Genomic DNA, 18,734 nt, shown 5'->3' with positions numbered 1-18,734 from the left:
CAGGCCGGCAATCAAGGGGGCCAGTATGGTGAAGAAAGGGTCAGGCGCTCAGCCGGCCTGCAGCACGCCCGCCGCGACCAGCGCGTCGGACAGGCGGATATACCGGTCCACCGACACGTCCTCGGCGCGCGCCGTGGGCGCGATGTCCAGCGCTTCCCAGGGCACCTGGGGCGCCCAGTCCGCCAGCACGCGGCGCAGCATCTTGCGACGCTGGGAAAACGCCCGCGCCACCACCGTCTCGAACGCCCTGGCGCTGACGGGACGCAGGCGGTCCCCGGGCAGGGGCATCATGCGCACGACCGCCGACACCACCTTGGGCGGCGGGTCGAAGGCCTCGGGCGGCACGTCGAACAGCTTGTGCATGCGGTAGCGCGATTGCAGCATCACCGACAGGCGGCTGTAGTCGCTGGAGCCGGGCTCGGCCACCATGCGGTCGATCACTTCCCGTTGCAGCATGAAATGCTGGTCGCGGATGTGGTCGGCCGAGGCCATGAGGTGGAACAGCAGCGGGCTGGAGATGTTGTACGGTAGATTGCCGACCACGCGCAGTCCGGGGCCGAACTGCGCGAAATCCACGGTCAGCGCGTCGGCCTCGACCACCGTCAGGCGGTCGGCCTCGAACTGCTTGCGCAGCCGCGCGGCCAGATCGCGATCGATCTCGACCACCGTGAGACGATCCAGCCGCTCCAGCAGCGGCCGGGTGAGCGCGGACAGGCCGGGCCCGATTTCAACCACCGCATCGCCACGGGCGGGCGCGACCGCCCGGACGATGGACTCGACGACGCTGTCGTCGGTCAGGAAGTTCTGGCCAAAGCGCTTGCGCGCCTGGTGTTGAGACATGAGCGGCCTAGCGGTTGTTCTGTTGGATGCGCTGTTGCTTTTCCAGGCGGTTATCCACATAGGCCTGGGCGCGCAACTGGTCCAGCCAATCCTCGAAGGCGGGCTGGGCGCGACGCTCGAACAGGATCTGGCGGGCCTTCATGCGCGCCATTTCGTCGGTCGCGTCATGCTGGCGGCGCTCCTCGACCTGGATCAGGTGCCAGCCGAACGGCGATTGCACCGGCTGGCTGATTTCGCCAGGCTGCAACGCATTCATCGCCGATTCGAACGGCGGCACGGTTTCGCCGGGATTCAGCCAACCCAGCTCACCGCCCTGCGGCGCGGTCGAGTCCTGCGAATATTGACGCGCCATGTCTTCGAACTTGGCATCGCCCGCCACTAGGCGTTGGCGCACCTGTTCCAGGCGTTGACGCGCCAGCTGGTCGCTCATGACCGTGGACGTCTTGATCAGGATGTGGCGCGCGCGGGTTTGCGTGACCTGCGTGGATGCCGGCTGCTGCGCGCGCTGCGGCTGGGACTTCGGCTGCGGCGCTTGGGCAGGCGCGGGCGCGCGGGCGGTGCGGGCCGGAGCCGGCTGCGCGGTGCCGCGGTCCAGCACCTTGATGATGTGGAAGCCGTTGCCACTCTGGATCAGGGCGCTGACCTGGCCCTTCTGCAGATTGCCGACCGCCTTGACGAACAGGTCGGGCCAGCCGTCCAGCGGACGCACGCCCATGACGCCGCCCTGCAGCGCCTCGGGACCGTCGGAGGACGCGGCCGCGAGGCTGGCGAAATCGTCGCCGCGCTTGGCGCGGGCCAGCAGGCCCTCGGCCTTCTTGCGCAACGCGGTCAACTGCTCAGGCGATGAACCTTCAGGCACACGCACCAGGATCTGCGCGAGCGCATACAGCATCGGCCCGCTGGGCGCCGCCGCCTGCTCCGGCACGGGTTCCGGCTGCGCCTGCGGCTGAGGCTGGGATTCGGCCTGCGTCTGCGCGGCGAACGCCGGGTTGCGGCGCTGGTCGCGCAGGAAGGCATCGACTTCCGCGTCCGAAATCACGATGTTGGAATCGACGGCGCGCTGGCGCAGGCGGTCCATGCGGATCTCGTCGCGCAGGGACTTGCGATAGCTATCCCAGGACACGCCCGATTTTTCGATTTCCTTGCGCAGCTGGTCCACGCCGATCTTGTTGCGCGCCGCGATGGCCTGGGTGGCCTGGTCCACCTGCGCGTCATCCACGCGGATGCCCATGCGGTCGGCCTCGTGGCGCTGCACGCGTTCCATGATGAGACGCTGCAGCACCTGGTGCTGCAACGTCTGGCCGTCAGGCACCTGGATGCCGCGCGCCTTCAGGTCGCCGGCGATGCGCAGCGACGCTTCATGCAGTTCGCGCAGCGTGATCACGTCCTTGTCGACGACGGCGGCAATGCCATCGACGAACTGCTCGGACTGCGCGGGCGCCGCGCTTTTTTGCGCGGCGGCGGGCTTGCCGCCGCCCTTGCCAGCGGGCTCCGCCGCATGAGCGGCCGGCAAGCCGGCGCAAAGGGCCAACAGCACAGCGCTGCCGGACAGGCGGCGCAAGGAGTGCAACCTACGCATCATTCATACCTTTCAAATGTGGTCCCGTTCGGCACAGGCGGGGTAATGCGGCTGTAGCCGGGGATACTTCTGTTCAGCAGGTTCATCGGGTCGGTGCCGAGGGCGCCCAGACCGGTCAGCTCAAGCTGGAAGAACACGGCGGAGTTGGCGTCCTTGGCCGACACCGCGTAACGCTGATAGACCACACGGCCCACCCAGCAGCAGTCTCCCTTGTATTCCAGGCCGGCGATGGCCTGGGTGACGCGGGGAGAATCGTTGAGATTGGCGATAGTGGTGCTGGGGCCAGACCGCAGAGAATAGTCCACCCGTCCTACACCATACCAACGCTTGGTGAAAGGCCATTGAACTGCGAGGCTGACCTGATTCTGGCCTTGAGGCTGGTAGCTAATCCCAGGAGCAGGATCCCGCTGATAACGATATGACAGCGCAACCGTCGTCAATCGTTGAGGTGACCAGCGCGCGCTGATCAACGCTCGCGACCAGCGATTGTCATAGGGATTGTATTGAGCGCCCAGATCGGTGCTTACCGTATCGGTCAATGCAGCGCTAGCCGCCACCAGAAAATCCGAGCGGACATTCTTGCGTGGCGTTTCGCCAGGCAGAGTCACTTTCTGGTCTTCGAAGTAGATTCGTTGCGCGCCGGACAAGGACAGGCGCTCAAAGCCTGTATCCGCGTCCAGCCAGCGCGTGGTCAACGCTGCGGTCAGCTGGTCTGCATTGGCGATACGATCCCAGCCACCGGTATAGATGTTCTCTTCGAACGCCTGGGGGAAACTGAAATCGGAAAGAGACGTGTCAAAGACGGGAAGACGGCTTTGATCACGATACGGGACCTTGAGATAGTACAGTCGAGGCTCAAGCGTCTGCGTTGACGGTTTGCCAAACAGGGTAGTTTCCCGGTCGAAAACCATCCCCATGTCCAACGAGAAGATGGGCACGGTGCGCGACATGCTGCGCGGGTAACGCGAAGCATCCCCGGTGCCATCCAATCCATACCAATCTCGGTTGTACCAGCGCATCTGGTACTGTGTGAAATTCACTCCTGCCTTGGGCACGATGAACCAGCCCGGCCGAATGATCGGATAGGAGATGGTGGGATAAGACTGCAGTCGATCTCCGTCAGGACCGTAGCGTCGCTGATTGATCTCCGGCAAACGGAACCGGACTGCTGTGGATGTCCAATCGACGTCGAATCCGCCCCAATCGTAACGGGCGCCACGCAGGAAGAGCTCTGGCAGCTTGTCGTAAGGCGGAGAAAGGGGCGCGTCGGGATCCTGCAGGGTCTGATACTTGTAGACCTGAGCGTAGGCGCTCCAGTAGCTCGACGCCCAACCTACCCGTGCCCGCTGAGGCAAGTAGGTTGTCGGCGCCTGATTCAATCCAAGTTGGGAAATATCCCGGAAGTAGTTGTCATCCGAGACCTTGGCGTAATCCCAGTCGGTGTAGAAACCGTTGCCGAGGATCTGCTGATGTGCCCAACGGAACATCCAACGATCGCGGTCCCGCAATTGATCGCTGGGAAGATAGGTACCGATCATCGCGCCGCCGTAACCAGCGCCCAGATACCGAAACTCGCCGCCCAGCTGCATCCCGCGCTTCGAGAAATAGCGCGGCACCAGCGTCATGTCATAGTTCGGCGCCAGGTTGAAGTAGTACGGCAGCGAAATATCCAGGCCGCCCTGGCTGGTCGTGCCATAGGTGGGCATCAGGAAGCCCGACTTGCGCTCCTTCTTGACCGGGAAGGTCATGTAGGGCGAGGCCAGGATCGGCACGTCCTTGAAATACAGCACGCCGTTGCGCGCCACGCCTTCGTTCTCGTCGAAATCGACGTCGACCGTGGTGGCCTTGATGTACCACGACGGCTTCTCGCAGTTGCAGCCGCTGTAGGTCACGGTGTGCAGCCGCATCTGCGACTTGCTGAAGATATCCGCGTGCTCGGCGACGGCGAAGCCGCCGGTGGCGCCCATCCAGAAATTCGGCTTCTCGATCTCGCCCGTGTACTTGTCGACGTTGAACTTGGCCCGCGGACCGGTCACCAGGGTGCCGTCGCGCATCATGCGCGCGCTGCCCTCGACGTCGACCTCGCCGCTGTCCTTGCGGTAATTGATGCGGTCGCCCTTGATGACGCCGTCGATGCGGCGCACCTGCGCGTTGCCGGTCAGGGTCAGGTCGGAGTCCGGATCGCCGTCGATTGAATCGGCTTCGAGATAAGCGGGAATATTGCCGTCCGGCAGGCTGTGCAGCCTCAGGCCGGGGGACGTGCGCAGCACGGGCGCCGAAGCGGCGGGCGTTGCTGACGCGGCCGTCCCTTGGCTGCCCTGGGCCTGAGCGGCCCCGGCAACGCTGACAGCAGATAGGATCAACCACCGAACCTTGCGCACGAGTGAAAAAAGCCCTTATCGACGATGGAAGAAGCCGGCACTGGCGCTCGCAGGGAGCCAAAGCCAACGGAAATGACCCGGTATTATAGAGAAGCCGCGCCACGCGCCCAGACTTATGTGCGCCGGGCGCAAAATTCCGCAATATCGTCCTTCCCACACGGATCTTTCTTGAAAACCCCTCTAGACCCCCGCCTGACGCAGATCCGCAACTGGCTGACCGGCCTGCCCGCCTCCCTGAACCTGGCCGTGGACACCCTGCGCCCGGCTTCCGCCGACGCAAGCTTCCGCCGTTATTTCAGGCTGGACGCGGGCGACCGGACGCTGATCGTCATGGATGCCCCGCCCGAGCACGAAGACTGCCGCCCATTCCTGCATGTGGGCGGGCTGCTGCGCGGCGTCGGCCTGAATGTGCCTGCCGTGCTGGAGCAGGACCTCGGCCAGGGGCTGCTGCTGCTGTCCGACCTGGGCCAGCAGAACTACGTCGAGCGCATCCGCGCCGGCATCGGCGACCGCGAGCTGCAGACCCTGTACCGCGAAGCCCTGGCCGCCCTGGTCAAGATGCAGCAGGCGCCGGTCACCGGCCTGGCGCCCTACGATACGGCCCGACTGGCGCAGGAGCTCACGCTCTTCCCGGAATGGTACGTGAGCCGGCATCACGGCGTGACGCTGGACGACAAGATGAGCAGCGCACTGGAGAAGATCTTCGCGCTGCTGTCCGCCAGCAACGGCGGACAGCCCACGGTCCTGGTCCATCGCGACTACCATTCGCCCAATCTCATGGTCTGCGACCAGCCTCAATATGGCCCCAATCCCGGCATCATCGATTTCCAGGACGCGCTGGCGGGCCCCATCACCTATGATCTGGCCTCGCTGGTGACCGACGCCCGCACCACCTGGGAAGAGCCCCAGCAGCTGGACTGGGCGATCCGCTACTGGGAAATGGCGCGCGCCGCCGGCCTGCCGGTGGATGCCGACTTCGCCGAATTCCACCGCGCCTATGAATGGATGGGCCTGCAGCGCAACCTGCGCATCCTGGGCGTGTTCGCACGCCTGAACCACCGCGACGGCAAGAAGCACTACCTGGACCACATGCCCCGCGTGAATGGCTATGTGCGGCAGGTGGCGCAGCGCTACGGCGTGTTCACTCCCCTGCTGCGCCTGCTGGACTCGCTGGACGGCCGCGAAACCAAAGTCGGATACACGTTCTGATGCGGGCCATGATCCTGGCCGCGGGCCGCGGCGAGCGCATGCGCCCGCTGACCGACCGGCTGCCCAAGCCCCTGCTGCCGGCGGGCGGCCAGCCCCTGATCGTCTGGCACCTGCGGCGCCTGGCCGCAGCCGGCATCCGGGACATCGTCATCAACCACGCCTGGCTGGGCCACGAAATCGAACAGGCCCTGGGCGACGGATCGAACCACGGCGTGCGCATACGCTATTCGCCCGAACAGACGGCGCTGGAAACCGCCGGCGGCATCGTCCAGGCGCTGCCTCTGCTGGGCGACGCGCCCTTCCTGGTGGTCAACGGCGACGTCTGGTGCGACTGGCAGCCGGACGCCGCCCACGCCCTGGCCGCCGACCTGAAGCCGGACAGCGCCTGGCTGCTGCTGGTGAACAACCCCCAGCACCACCCAAACGGCGATTTCGTGCTGGAACCGGACGGACGGGTCCATGATGGCAACGGCCCGCGTTTGACCTTCTCCGGCATCGGCGTCTACCATCCTGGCTTGTTCGCGGGCCTGGCCCGAGGCATGGCGGCCCGGATGGCCCCCCTGCTGCGCCAGGCCATGGCGCGCAGCGCAGTGCGGGGCGCGCGCCACACGGGCAGGTGGACCGACGTCGGCACGCCGGAACGGCTGGCCGAGCTGGACGCCGAACTCGGCGGCAAGCCCTGCTGACGTCCACATATTTCACAATATCAAGGTGCGCAACCAGGCTTGTCCGCGCGCCCAACCACCCTCGCTGGCGGGGTATCCTCTGACGCTTTGGCGCGCCTCAGGCGCGCCTGCCGCATACGTCGCAGAGTTTTTCTAGGAATTTGGGGATGTTTGGAAAATCGCAACGGGCCGTATTCAAGCCCTCCGTCTATCAGCCGGGCCAACGCACGCGGCGCATGCCGCGCTGGCTGGTGCTGCTTCTGGTGGGCATCGGGCTGGGCGCCGGCGGCGTGCTTTTCCTGCAGACCAATTACGGCCCGCAGCGCCTGACGGTGGAGCAATCCGAACAGCTGCACAGCGAACTCAGCGCCGCCAACCTGGAACGCCAGCGCCTGCAGTCCCAGCTGGAAGAAACCACCCAGCAGCGCGACGCCAACAAGACCGGCCATGAAAAGCTCACGTCCGACCTGGCCGAGGCCCGCAGCAAGATCGACGCGCTGAACAAGGAACTGGTGCTGTTCCAGGACGCCATGCCGCCCGACCCGCGCGGCGGCAACCTGGGCATCCGCTCGGCCACGTTCAAGCGCGCGCCCGGCCTGCTCGACTTCCAGGTGCTGGTGATGCGCGAAGAGCGCCAGGGCGCGCCGTTCAAGGGCACGCTGACCTTCTCCATCGACGGCAGCTATCCCAATGGCCGCGTCGCCACCATCACGCCGGAAGGCCCGACGCTGAACGTGGACCGCTACGACTACGCGCTCGGCCAGCTCAAGCTGCCCGAGGGCTTCACGCCCAAGGTCGTGGTGCTGCGCGTGATGGACGGCGCGCAGAAGCAGCAGGCCATGCGCATCTATTACGTGCGCAACTGATCGCCCCCGCCGGGCGCGGCCCCCGTGCCCATTCCGGCCCCGCCTGGAGCCGGCCCTTCACGCCGCCTTCGGCGCCGTGGCGCCCAGCTGCTGCGCCGCCTCGTCCATAAACTGCGCCATGCGCACATCCAGCTCGGTGACACCGCCCGCGTCATGCGTGGTCAGCAGCACATCCACCCGGTTGTAGACGTTGGTCCATTCAGGATGATGGTCCAGCTTTTCCGCGAACATGGCGGCGCGCGCCATGAAGGCGAAGGCGGCATTGAAGTTGGCGAAGCGGTAGCGTTTCTCGATGGCGTCGCGCTCGGCAACGGCCTGCCAGCCGCTCAACGCGGCCACCGCGATCTGGGCGCCGATGCGCGCGGGCGGAAACATGCTCATGATGGACTCCTGGCTATCAAATGGCTCAAGGCGGCGGCGCCCCGCGCCCGCCGCCTCGCTCGCCGGACCGCGGTCGCGCCTATTGCTTGACGGCGTACAGGTAGATCTCCACCCGCCGGTTCGCCGCGCGCCCCTCGGCGGTGGCATTGTCGCCGATCGGATCGTTCGGCCCGCGCCCCTCGACCGACAGGCGGCCGGCGGCCACGCCCTGGCGCGCCAGGTAGTCGGTCACGCTCTTGGCCCTGTTGACCGACAGGGTCTGGTTATGCGCCATCGCCCCGGTGCTGTCGGTATGGCCGACGACCTTGGCGCGCAGCTCCTGGTGCTGATTGAGCGAGCGCGCCACGGAATCCAGCACGGGCAGCAGCGCCGGCTTGAGCTGGGTCTTGTCGGTATCGAACGAGACATTGCTGGGGATATTGACCTTGAGGCTGCCGTCGGGCATTTCGACCACGTCGATCCCCAGCGAGGACGCGCCGGACTTCTGCACATCGTCCTTCACGACCTTCCAGTTGTAGCCGACCAGGCCGCCCGCCACGGCGCCGATGCCCGCGCCGATCGCGGCGCCCTTGCCATTGCCGATCAGAGCGCCCAGGCCCGCGCCCACCGCCGCGCCCGCGCCCGCGCCTATGGCGGTATTGTTCTGCTGCTGCGTGGCGCAGCTCGCCAGCAGCCCTCCCGAAACAACGACCACAGCGATACGGTTGAACATTGTTCTTGAGTTCATGACAACCTCCACTTACCCGTCGGATCAGCCGGGAGATTCCGGCTGATCCATGCTAGCAAGCGCGCCGGAGCCGCGCGCAACATTTTGTAGAGGCCGCTCTCGTCCTTGCGACCGACGGCTGCCGGCCGATGCCGAGCGCCGGCAGGCTTTCAGGCGCCAAAGCGCGCCAGCCACGGCAGCGCCTCGGCCAGGCCCGGCGATTGGCGTTCCGGCTCGGGCGCGCCGGGCGGCAGCGCCAGGCCGACGCGGTTGTGCCAATAGGTCCGCAGGCCCACGCGGCTGGTGCCGAACAGATCGTAGCCGGAGCCCGCGACGAAGGCGGCGCGCCCGGGCTGCACGTCCAGCCGCGCCAGCGCCAGCTGGTAAGGCCGCGGATCCGGCTTGTAGTAGCCCGCCTCTTCCGACGTCACGACCACGTCCCAGTCCACGCCCAGCAGTGCGGCAGCGCGATGTCCCAGCGCCCTGGAGCAGTTGGTGACCACGCCCAGCCGGCTATGCGGACGCAGCGCCGCCAGCAGCTCGCGCGCGCCGTCCCAGGCCGGCAGCAGCCCCCAGTTCGCCTCCAGCGCGGCAGGCGCGGAAGCGGGCAGGCCGACCGCCTCGGCGGCCTCGGCCACCAATTGCTCATAGGGCAGGTAGGCGCCGCAGCCATAGGTGCGGCGCAGGTACTCCGCGCGCCACGCGCGTCCCTGCGGCTCAGAACCGGCGGCGGCGTTCCAGACCGTCCAGGAATCGAGCAAGGCGGTCAGCAGGTCGAACAGCACCGCCTGGGGAAAACCGTTCCCGGCATCGGGACGAGGATGGACGGGGCTGGCGCCGGTGTTCGTAACAGACATGGAATGGACACTCCGGAAAACTGCGGAAGCAATCACTATAAGAAGCCGCGCCCCCGCTGTGATTCAGTCTCCATGCAACCGACATTTAGGTTGGACTTAACGGCAGCGCGCCCTCCCGGCCAACCGCCGGGCCGGCAGGACGCGGCCTCGCCGCCGTGTCGCCATGGTAAAAATGCCCGGACGACTGCTCCGGTCGAACTACCAAGGTGATGCCATGAACCCGACTTCTCCGTCCCGTATCCCCGCAACCCTGATACCCGGAGACGGCATCGGCCCGGAAGTCGTCGAAGCCACCGTGCAGGTGCTGGACGCCCTGGGCAGCCCGTTCGACTGGGACGTGCAGCAGGCCGGCATGGCCGGCGTCGCCAGCGCGGGCGATCCGCTGCCCGCCGCCACGTTGGCCAGCATCCGCGAGCGCCGGCTGGCGCTGAAGGGGCCGCTGACCACGCCGGTCGGCACGGGCTTCCGCTCATCCAATGTGCGCCTGCGCGAGGAATTCGAGCTGTTCGGCAACGTCCGCCCGGTCAACACCATCGTGCCCGGCCGCTACGAGAATATCGACCTGGTGCTGATCCGGGAAAACCTGGGCGGCTTCTATGTCGCGCACGAGTTCTACATCCCGCAGGGCAACGATCCGCACGCGGCGGCCGTCTGCACCGGCATGAATACGCGCGAAGGCAGCGAGCGCATTGCCCGCTTCGCGTTCGAGTACGCGGTCCGGCATGGCCGCAAGAAAATCACCGTGGTCCATAAGGCCAACATTCTCAAGGCGCTCACCGGCCTGTTCCTCGAGGCCTGCAAGCATGTCGCCAAGGAGTACGAGGGCCGGGTCGAGGTGGACGACATGATCGTGGACGCCTGCGCCATGCAGCTCGTGCTCAATCCCTGGCGCTTCGACATGCTGTTGTGCACCAACCTGTTCGGCGACATCCTGTCCGACCAGCTGGCCGGCCTGGTCGGCGGCCTGGGCATGGCGCCGGGCTCGAACTTCGGCAGGGACGCGGCCATCTTCGAGGCGGTGCATGGCTCGGCCCCCGACATCGCGGGCAAGGGCGTGGCCAATCCGATTTCGCTGATGCTGGCCGCCGCCATGATGCTGGAGCATGTGGGCCGTGCCGGCGACGCCCAGCGGCTGAAGCAGTCCATCTCCGCCACCATCAACGCCGACAAGGTGGCCACGCGCGACCTCGGCGGCACGGCCGGCACGCGCCAGTTCGCCGAGGCGGTCTGCCGGCGGCTCTAGCGGGCCGTCAGCGCAGGCGTCGGCGGTGCGCCACCCAGGCCACCGCCGCGGTGAACACCGCCACCAGCGCGCAGATGATCCAGAAGCCGCCACGGTCCTCCGCCAGCGGGATGCCGCCCACGTTCATGCCGAACAGGCCGGCCATGATGTTGATGGGCAGGGCCAGCACCGTGACCAGCGTCAGGGTGAACAGCGTGCGGTTGTTCTGTTCCTGCAGGCGCGCCGCGATCTCTTCCTGCAGCAGCCTGATGCGCTCGATCAGGCCCGCCATGTCGCCCAGCACGACGGAGAATTCTTCCGTCGATTCGCGCAGCTCCTGCACGTCGCGTGGCTGCAGCCAGGCCGGCGGACGCGCCAGCAGGCGGAACACCGAGCCCGGCTCGGGGGCCAGCGTGCGCTGCAACCGCACCAGCACCCGGCGCGTTGCCGCCAAGTCCACCCGCGCCGGTCCCGCATGCGCGGCCAGGAAGCGGTCCTCGATCCCGTCCACATCCAGGCTGGCCTTGCGCACGATCTCGGTCATCAGGTCGGCCTGATCCCGCATCAGGTGCGCCAGCAGCTCGGCCGGAGAACGGAAGCGCTCGCCCCGGCGCACATGCTCGCGCAGCCGGTCCAGCGAGCGCAACGGCTTGTGGCGCAGCGTGACCAGCAGCTTGCGCCTCGCGCAGACCCACAGCGTGGCCACCTGGGCCGGCGTGCGCTCGAAATCGAAGATCACGTCGTTGAACACGGCGACCAGCGCGCGCTCCTGCTGCTCGATGCGCGTCGAATGGGCCGCCTCGCCCAGCATGGCGATGAAGGCATCCGGCAGTTCCAGATGCGCCCGCAGCCAGCGCACGCAACCGGCCTGGGACAGGTTCATGTGCAGCCAGAGGAAATCGCCCTCTTCCGATTCGCTCGCGCTATCCGCCAGCCGCTGCTCCAGCGCCTGCGAATCGAGTTCGGCGCCGGGACCGTCCGGCGTGAATCGGAAGGCGCAGATCAGGCCCGAGATGTCGGATTCATAGCCGGCTGCCGTCGATGTCGTCATCATGATCCGCGCTCATGGCGTAGCGATGGCGGGCCGTTGCGGCCCGCCCTGGGATCGGGATGGTGACGCCGGAATGTGACAGTCGGAAGACAGGCGCCGGCCAGTTCAATAGCGGTCCGGCACGAACATGTGCTCGGGCACGGGATGGCGCAGGTAGTCCTCGTGATGCACGCGCTCCGGCAACTGCACTTCCGGGTGATCCACCGGCAGATAGGGCACCTGGTCCAGCAGGTGGGTGATGCAGTTCAGGCGGGCCTTTTTCTTGTCGTCGGCCCGCACGATCCACCAGGGCGACTCAGGGATGTGAGTGCGCTCCAGCATGACTTCCTTGGCCTGCGTGTATGCCTCCCAGCGGCGGCGGCTCTCCAGGTCCATCGGGCTCAGCTTCCATTGCTTGAGCGGATCGTTGATGCGGCTCTCGAAGCGGGCTTCCTGTTCGTTGTCCGACACCGAGAACCAGTACTTGATGATCTGGATGCCGCTGCGGGCCAGCATCTTCTCGAACTCGGGCGCGGAGCGGAAGAACTCCTCGTACTCGGCATCATTACAAAAGCCCATGACCCGTTCCACGCCCGCGCGGTTGTACCAACTGCGGTCGAACAGCACGATCTCGCCCGCGGCGGGCAGATGCGCCGCATAGCGCTGGAAGTACCATTGCGTACGCTCGCGCGAGGTCGGCGCCGGTAGCGCGGCCACGCGGCATACGCGCGGATTCAGGCGCTGCGTGATGCGCTTGATGACGCCGCCCTTGCCGGCGGCATCGCGCCCCTCGAACAGCACGACCAGGCGATGGCCGGAGTGCACCACCCAGTCCTGCAGCTTGACCAGCTCGCCCTGCAGGCGCAGCAGTTCACGGAAATAGCGCTGACGATTGGCGCGCCAGTCTTCGTCGGAGGTGTCTTCGCCGTCCAGCCGGCGATCGTCCAGTTCCAGCTCCAGCTCTTCGTCCAGGCTGTCGATCAGATCCGCCTGCAGGCGCAGTTGCCGCTCCAGCGCGGCCACGCCGTCGCGTTCGAGTGCGTTATCCATGTAGCCCCCCATGGCGCGCCGGGCGCGCTGTTGTCTTGCAGGCACATGCCTGTCCGGCCCGATTCTGGACGATGAATATGACAGGCGCTTGTCCCGGGCCAATGCGGCCCTCTGTCACGCCCATGCACGCCCGCAGCGGGAATAGCGGCAACCCCCATCGTCGCAGTTGCCATTGCCGACGACGTTGACCGTGACGGTTGAAATGGAAATGAACGTGGGGGGGGTATAGGTGGGAATGCTGACGGGTGGCGCAGGCTACGCCAGCCTGGCGTAGGCCGTGAAAACAAAAAGGCCGTTGACGGATTCGTCAACGGCCTTCGGTATTCTGGTGGGCTGTGAGTGGCTCGAACACTCGACCTACGGATTAAGAGTCCGCTGCTCTACCAACTGAGCTAACAGCCCGACGCAAACTCACTCATCAATCACTTAGACCCCTTGCGGTTTCTGCTGCGATTCGCTGTCGCTGATGTGTGAGTAGCGAAGAAGAAAGATTATAGAGAGCTTTTTTGAATCGTGCAAGTCGCTCCCAAGAAAATTTCCTCTCAGGCCGCGAATCCCCCGTCCACCGCGAGGCTCGCGCCCGTGACATAGCGCCCATCAGGGCCGGCCAGGAAGGCGACCATACCGGCGATGTCCCGGGTTTCACCATAGTGCGGCAAGGACAGCACCGCCACCATGTCGCCGGCGCGCTCGCCGTCGGCCGGGTTCATGTCGGTGTCGATCGGCCCCGGGTGCACCACATTGACGGTGATGCCGCGCGGTCCCAGGTCGCGCGCCAGCCCGCGCGTCAGGCCGAGCAAGGCGGACTTGCTGGCGGCATAGATCGTCACGCCGGCGCGGCCGGCGCGCTCGGCCAGGCAACTGCCGATGTTGATAATGCGGCCGCCGTTGGGCATGGACTGCTGCAGCGCCTGCACGGCGACGAAGGGCGCGCGGACGTTGACGGCCATGGTGCGCTCGTAGTCGTCCAGGCTGGCCTGCGCCAGATCGCCGGCGATGAACACGCCGGCGTTATTGACCAGCACGTCGACCGGCCCCAGCTCATCCAGCGCTCGTTCGGCGGCGCGGCGCAGCTGATCCGCGTCTGCCGCATCCGCCTGGATGGCCAGCGCCCTGCCGCCGCCGGCCTGGATTTCGGCGACCAATTCGCCGGCCTTGCCGGCCGACGATGCGCTGACATAGGTGAAGGCCACGTCCGCGCCGTCAGCCGCCAGCCGCCGGACGATGGCGGCGCCGATGCCGCGGCTGCCGCCGGTCACGAACGCCACTTTGCCCTGGAGATTTCGCATGGAGACACCTTAATTTGTAGTGATTAATACAAATATCATCGCCGCCCCGCCTCGGCGGCGTCAATGATTTTCTTATCGATCAACACAAAATACTGCGCCAGCTTAAAATCGCACGCATGGCAGAACGAGGACGCCCCCGCAACTTCGACCGCGACCAGGCCTTGCGCAAGGCCATGGAGGTCTTCTGGTCGAAAGGATATGAAGGCGCATCGCTGACCGACCTCACGGCGGCGATGGGCATCAACTCGCCCAGTCTCTATGGCGCGTTCGGCTCGAAAGAAGCGCTGTTCCGCGAGGCCGTCGAGCTGTACCGCCAGACCGACGGCGGCGCCGCGCGCCAGGCGCTGCAGAACGCGCCCAGCGCCCGCGACGCCATGCAGGGCATGCTGCTGGCAGCGGCCGAGCGTTTCACCACGCCCGGCCTGCCTCCCGGTTGCATGATCGTGCTGGGCGCGCCGGCGGGCACGGTCAGCCCGCCCGGCATCGGCGAGTTCCTGTGTGAAGGCAGGCGCGAGATGCAGGCCCGCATCCTGGCGCGGCTGAACCAGGGCGCGGCCGGCGGCGAACTGCCTGACGACGCGGACCTGAAAGGACTGGCCGCGTTCTACACCACGGTGCTGCACGGCATGTCCATCCAGGCGCGCGACGGCGCCAGCCGCAAGACGCTGCAGGCCGTGGCGCGGCAGGCCATGTGCTCCTGGGACGCGCAGGCCGGCGTCCCGCCTCCGGACCACGCCCCCGATTGAAGAACGGCGCCATGATCCGCATCGACCTGCGGCGCCTCATCCTCTGGATCAGCCTGCTGTCGATCATGCTGGTGCTGGCGGGCGGCCTGCACGCCAGCTATCTCGTGCAGCGCGACCTGCTGCTGCATAACGCGCAGGAAGACAACCGCGCCTATGCATCCAAGCTGGCCGCGACCACCGAGTATTTCCTGAACGACCTGCGCCGCTATCTGGCGTTCAGCGCCGAGATGCTGGCGGACATGCAGGCGCATCCGGAACTGATGGCCGAGGAAACCCGCCGCCAGGAAACGCAGCTCGGCCATTTCAACTCCAGCTTCATCGTGTCGCCGCAGGGCAAGGTGCTGTCAGCCTCGGCGTCCGTGCCGGACCTGCTGGGCCGGCAGATGCACAGCACGGCCGCGCAGGACGCGATACAGACCCAGCGCCCCACCATCAGCGAACCGTTCCAGGGCCGCAGCGGCCGCTGGCTCATTCTCTACACGCATCCGATCTTCTCGGCCGACAAGCGCTACATCGGCTATATCGCCGGCACGCTGTATCTGCACCAGGACAACGTGCTGGACCGCCTGCTGGGCCAGCACTTCCACCGCGACGACTCGGTCCTGCGCGTCGTGGACCGCAACGGCACGCTGATCTATGACCGCGACCGCAGCATGCTGGGCAAGCCGGCGGCCGAACTGCAGGCGCTGGCGCCCGCGCTGCGCGGCGAGACGGGAGAATTGCGCTTCGTCGACGCTCAGGGCCGCGAGATGCTGGCCGGCTATGCGCCGGTGCCGAGCACGGGCTGGAGCCTCATCGCACAGCGACCGGTGGCGGGCACGCTGCAGCCCCTGAGCGACCTGCTGCTCGCCACCGCCCGCAACACCCTGCCCCTGCTGCTGTTGTCCATCGCGTCGCTCTGGCTGCTGTCCAGGCTGATCGCCAAGCCGCTGGGCGAACTTGCCGGCTTCGCCAAGCGCATGCAGGACCTGGATTCCGCCGACGGCATACGCGGCGTGCGCTCCTGGTACTTCGAGGCGACCCAGCTCAAGCGCGCACTGCTGATGGGCCTGGCGTCCATGCACCACAAGATGCGCGACCTGCGCCGCAAGAGCGCCACCGACACGCTGACCGGCCTGCTCAACCGCCGCGGCCTGGAAGAAGCCATGGCGATGCTGCAGGCCGAGGACACGCCGGTCGCCATCGTGGTCATCGACATCGATCACTTCAAGAACATCAATGACCGCTATGGCCACGCCGCTGGCGACCGGGCGCTACAGAGGCTGGCCAGGCAGATGGCGGACAGCGCCCGCGCCAGCGATACGCTGGCCCGCGCGGGCGGCGAAGAATTCGTGATGCTGCTGCCGGGCGTGCCCATGGCCGCCGCGGTAGCCGCGGCACACCGGCTGCGCCTGAAAATCGCGACCTCGCCCGATCCCGACCTGTCGGCCCATCCGATCACGCTGTCGGCCGGCGTGGCGCACTATCCCACGCACGGCGCCACGCTGGAGGCGGTATACCAGCGCGCGGACCAGGCGCTCTATTACGCCAAGAACCATGGCCGCAACGCCGTGGCCGCCGCCGACGACCTCGTGCGCGGCGGCCTGCGCAGCACCCTGCCCTGAAGACGGACTCCCGCCGCCGCTACTTGCCCTTGCCGGCCGCCGACGCGCCTTTCGCCTGTTTGAGCAGCGCGCCGCAGGAATTGCCCTCGTCGGCGCTGGGACCGATCAAGGCCAGCAGGCCCGCGGCCGGCGTCAGTAGCACGCCCAGCGCCACCATGCCGGCGCCGCGCGCCGCCAGCGGCAAGGCCTTCACGCCCACGTCCGGCTTGCCGAACGTGCCCTGCACGTATAGCGGGGATCGCAGGGAAAAGAGACGGAAGCCCTTGCTGTCTGGCGTGATATCCAGGTTCAGTTTCTCGTTCTTGAAGTCGGCGGTTCCCGTGATGCCGATCAGCGCGTTCTCGGTATCGAACACGAACACGCGCGGCGTCATCGTGCCGCTCTTCATCTGCAGGTCGGCCACGCCGCAATTGATCTTCACCTCGTCGTCGCCGAACAGCTTGGAGACGACGTAGTTGCCCACGTTCAGGCCGGCGATCTCCATCAGGCTGCGGCTGATCACGCCGTCGTTGACCAGCATCTTCACGTCGCCGGTCGCGGAGCCCAGCAGGGCCGCCACGGAATTGCCGGAGCCCGTCAGCGCCAGGTCGCCATGAAGCTCGCCCAGCGTCTTCTGCATGGACGGCGAAGCCGGGAAGAGCTGTTTCAGGCGCAGGCGCCGCGCATGCACCTCGATCCGCCCGGACAGCGGCGCTCCGGAGCCGTCCAGGCGCGCCGTCGCGGCCATGCTGCCGCCCGCCATGCCGAACTTCAATGGATCCAGCGTCAGCACGCCGTCCTGCAGGACCACGTGGACGCTGAGATCGGACAGGGGCAGCTTGCTGTCGTGGATGATGCTGGCCGCTTCCAGCGCCACGTCGGCATCCATGTCGCGCCAACGATCGGTGCGGAATGCCTGCGTCGGCAGGACCTTGCCGCCGGGCGGCCGGGCGGGCGCGCTCTTGTCCTTGTCCTGGGCCGGCGCCGCCTTGCCCGAGGGCACGCCGATCAGCGGCCCCAGGTCGGCCATGCGCAGCAGCTTGGACGAGAGCTTGCCGGTCAGCTTGGGGCGCGGCGCGCCCAGCGCGAAGGATACGTCGCCGTGCAGGTCGCTGTTGCCGACCTTGCCGTTGAAGTCCTTGTAGTCGAACACGGCGCCACCCTGGCGCCGCAGCCGCGCCACCAGATGGCCGTCGGTGGAGTAAGGCGGCGTGTCGGGCAGCGTGACGCCGGTCAGCGGATAGAGCTGCGCCATCGATCCGCCCGACAGCTTGAGCCGCAGGTCCAGCGCGGCCAGGCTGGCCGGATCGCGCAGCGTGCCCACCACCGCCGCGCGCGTGCCGCCCACGCTCAGATCCGCCTGCACCGGGAACGGCTGGCTCGCATCCTGCATGGCCAGCATGCCGCCGACCTTGCCCTCGCCCTTGACCGGCAGGTCCTTGTACTTGCCCGAGACCTTCCAGCCGAACACATAGTCGCGCGGCGCGGGCGCGGACTCGCCGGACGGCGCTCGCGTGGCGGGGCTGGCGGCGACGTCGAGGGATCCGGCGGCGGGCGCGCCATCAGCCGGCGCCTGCGGCGCGAAATCCGCGCCGGCCACGTCGGCGAAAGGAACAGGCTTGCCCAGCGGATCCACCTGCAGCGTCAGATCCGCCTTGAGGATCTCGTCGCGCAAGCCGACCTGGCCCTTGTCGAAACCGATCTCGTTGATGTCCAGCACCCACGGCGACGGCTCGCCGGTGTCGGGCATGGTGAACTGCCAATTGGCCCGGCCATCGGCCAGACGCTCCAGGTCGGCGGCAGGCTCGGTGAGTTGTATGCGCCGGATGACCACGCGCTGGCTCAGCAGCGGCAGCGGCGACAGGCTGAACTCGCCGCGCTTGAGCGTGGCGAAGGCCGGCGCCTTGGCCCAGGGCGCGTTGCCGACGGAGATATCCTGCGCGCTCACGTGCGGCCACGGCACCCAGCCGCGCCATCCACCCTCATCCGGCTCGCGCGCCCAGCGCACGCTCAGGTCGCCGTTGATGGCGAAGGGCCGCCCGATGGCGGCGCTGACGCGCTCGTTGATCATCGGCCTGGCGCGGTTCCAGTCGAACAGCGCCACGACGGCCACCAGGGCCGCGATGGCCACGCCGATCACGGCGAAAACCCCGATCGCTACTTTTCTTGTGCGTGTCATGGTTATTATCCTTGGCGTCGCGACGATGGCAGGCCGTCGCCGCTCCTGTGCCCCGTTCAGTCCCCTATAGGGTAGCCCGACCCGCCGGACGGGTTAAGCTTGCCGGCCCGAGAATGTGTATGGATTTTTCCGGCCTGGCACGCGTCAAGGG

At 67.0% G+C, this 18,734-nt stretch carries 16 protein-coding genes and 1 tRNA gene; 6 read left to right on the top strand and 11 right to left on the bottom strand.

The genetic code is table 11. The annotated features are described in order from the left end of the window. Positions 1-48: 48 nt before the first annotated feature. The 3 genes from rsmA to AC6LJ5_RS05750 are packed head-to-tail and all read right to left on the bottom strand — an operon-like array spanning position 49 to position 4,800. Positions 49-840, bottom strand: coding sequence for a 16S rRNA (adenine(1518)-N(6)/adenine(1519)-N(6))-dimethyltransferase RsmA (gene rsmA / locus AC6LJ5_RS05760; RefSeq protein WP_103272542.1), 792 nt, complete (start codon positions 838-840; stop codon positions 49-51). 7 nt (positions 841-847) lie between these two features. Beyond that, a complete protein-coding gene (locus tag AC6LJ5_RS05755; protein ID WP_498140022.1) occupies positions 848-2,422 on the bottom strand; it encodes a peptidylprolyl isomerase in 1,575 nt (524 codons plus the stop codon). Next, positions 2,419-4,800: an LPS-assembly protein LptD gene (locus tag AC6LJ5_RS05750; protein WP_498140021.1), complete on the bottom strand. Its 2,382-nt coding sequence runs from the start codon at positions 4,798-4,800 to the stop codon at positions 2,419-2,421. Before AC6LJ5_RS05750 ends, AC6LJ5_RS05755 begins: the two co-directional genes overlap by 4 nt. Positions 4,801-4,968: 168 nt before the next feature. Between AC6LJ5_RS05750 and AC6LJ5_RS05745 the strand changes: the two genes are divergently transcribed. The 3 genes from AC6LJ5_RS05745 to AC6LJ5_RS05735 all read left to right on the top strand — a co-directional run bounded on the left by AC6LJ5_RS05745 (position 4,969) and on the right by AC6LJ5_RS05735 (position 7,540). Next, positions 4,969-6,009, top strand: coding sequence for an aminoglycoside phosphotransferase family protein (locus AC6LJ5_RS05745; protein ID WP_233772702.1), 1,041 nt, complete (start codon positions 4,969-4,971; stop codon positions 6,007-6,009). Next, positions 6,009-6,695: an N-acetylmuramate alpha-1-phosphate uridylyltransferase MurU gene (gene murU, locus AC6LJ5_RS05740; RefSeq protein ID WP_498140020.1), complete on the top strand. Its 687-nt coding sequence runs from the start codon at positions 6,009-6,011 to the stop codon at positions 6,693-6,695. The genes AC6LJ5_RS05745 and murU overlap by 1 nt, the downstream gene beginning before the upstream one ends. Positions 6,696-6,841: 146 nt before the next feature. Continuing rightward, complete coding sequence (locus AC6LJ5_RS05735; protein ID WP_103272537.1) at positions 6,842-7,540, top strand: DUF6776 family protein; 699 nt, start codon at positions 6,842-6,844, stop codon at positions 7,538-7,540. 57 nt (positions 7,541-7,597) lie between these two features. On the opposite strand, the gene AC6LJ5_RS05730 is transcribed toward AC6LJ5_RS05735, so the two are convergent. The 3 genes from AC6LJ5_RS05730 to AC6LJ5_RS05720 form a co-directional block, all read right to left on the bottom strand. Then, positions 7,598-7,921, bottom strand: a complete 324-nt coding sequence (locus AC6LJ5_RS05730; RefSeq protein ID WP_103272536.1) for a 4a-hydroxytetrahydrobiopterin dehydratase — start codon at positions 7,919-7,921, stop codon at positions 7,598-7,600. A gap of 79 nt (positions 7,922-8,000) precedes the next feature. Then, positions 8,001-8,648, bottom strand: coding sequence for a YiaD family glycine zipper/OmpA-like lipoprotein (locus tag AC6LJ5_RS05725; protein WP_498140019.1), 648 nt, complete (start codon positions 8,646-8,648; stop codon positions 8,001-8,003). Positions 8,649-8,797: 149 nt separating this feature from the next. Next, positions 8,798-9,484 (bottom strand): HAD family hydrolase, encoded by a 687-nt coding sequence (locus AC6LJ5_RS05720; protein ID WP_392410720.1) that lies wholly within the window; start codon positions 9,482-9,484, stop codon positions 8,798-8,800. A 214-nt stretch (positions 9,485-9,698) separates the two neighbouring features. Between AC6LJ5_RS05720 and AC6LJ5_RS05715 the strand changes: the two genes are divergently transcribed. Next, positions 9,699-10,727, top strand: a complete 1,029-nt coding sequence (locus tag AC6LJ5_RS05715; protein WP_498140018.1) for an isocitrate/isopropylmalate dehydrogenase family protein — start codon at positions 9,699-9,701, stop codon at positions 10,725-10,727. A gap of 7 nt (positions 10,728-10,734) precedes the next feature. On the opposite strand, the gene AC6LJ5_RS05710 is transcribed toward AC6LJ5_RS05715, so the two are convergent. The 4 genes from AC6LJ5_RS05710 to AC6LJ5_RS05695 all read right to left on the bottom strand — a co-directional run bounded on the left by AC6LJ5_RS05710 (position 10,735) and on the right by AC6LJ5_RS05695 (position 14,075). Then, a complete protein-coding gene (locus AC6LJ5_RS05710) occupies positions 10,735-11,760 on the bottom strand; it encodes a transporter (protein WP_103272532.1) in 1,026 nt (341 codons plus the stop codon). A 102-nt stretch (positions 11,761-11,862) separates the two neighbouring features. Then, entirely contained in the window at positions 11,863-12,786 is a 924-nt protein-coding gene (gene ppk2 / locus AC6LJ5_RS05705; RefSeq protein ID WP_498140017.1) for a polyphosphate kinase 2, read from the bottom strand. 326 nt (positions 12,787-13,112) lie between these two features. After that, a tRNA-Lys gene (locus tag AC6LJ5_RS05700) sits at positions 13,113-13,188 on the bottom strand. Positions 13,189-13,328: 140 nt separating this feature from the next. After that, positions 13,329-14,075, bottom strand: a complete 747-nt coding sequence (locus AC6LJ5_RS05695) for a 3-oxoacyl-ACP reductase family protein (RefSeq protein WP_498140016.1) — start codon at positions 14,073-14,075, stop codon at positions 13,329-13,331. A 116-nt stretch (positions 14,076-14,191) separates the two neighbouring features. On the opposite strand from AC6LJ5_RS05695, the gene AC6LJ5_RS05690 reads away from it, so the two are divergent. Together AC6LJ5_RS05690 and AC6LJ5_RS05685 are read left to right on the top strand one after the other, a co-directional pair. Continuing rightward, complete coding sequence (locus AC6LJ5_RS05690; RefSeq protein ID WP_498140015.1) at positions 14,192-14,821, top strand: TetR/AcrR family transcriptional regulator; 630 nt, start codon at positions 14,192-14,194, stop codon at positions 14,819-14,821. Positions 14,822-14,832: 11 nt separating this feature from the next. Next, complete coding sequence (locus tag AC6LJ5_RS05685; RefSeq protein ID WP_498140014.1) at positions 14,833-16,425, top strand: GGDEF domain-containing protein; 1,593 nt, start codon at positions 14,833-14,835, stop codon at positions 16,423-16,425. 19 nt (positions 16,426-16,444) lie between these two features. Here AC6LJ5_RS05685 and AC6LJ5_RS05680 read toward each other — a convergent pair whose 3' ends face one another. Further along, complete coding sequence (locus AC6LJ5_RS05680; RefSeq protein WP_498140013.1) at positions 16,445-18,583, bottom strand: AsmA family protein; 2,139 nt, start codon at positions 18,581-18,583, stop codon at positions 16,445-16,447. Between the last annotated feature and the right edge of the window lie 151 nt (positions 18,584-18,734).

Source organism: Achromobacter sp. 1011791174, assembly GCF_059760925.1.
Note: the sequence above shows the minus strand (reverse complement) of the source record. Positions and strands in the feature narration are given on the sequence as shown.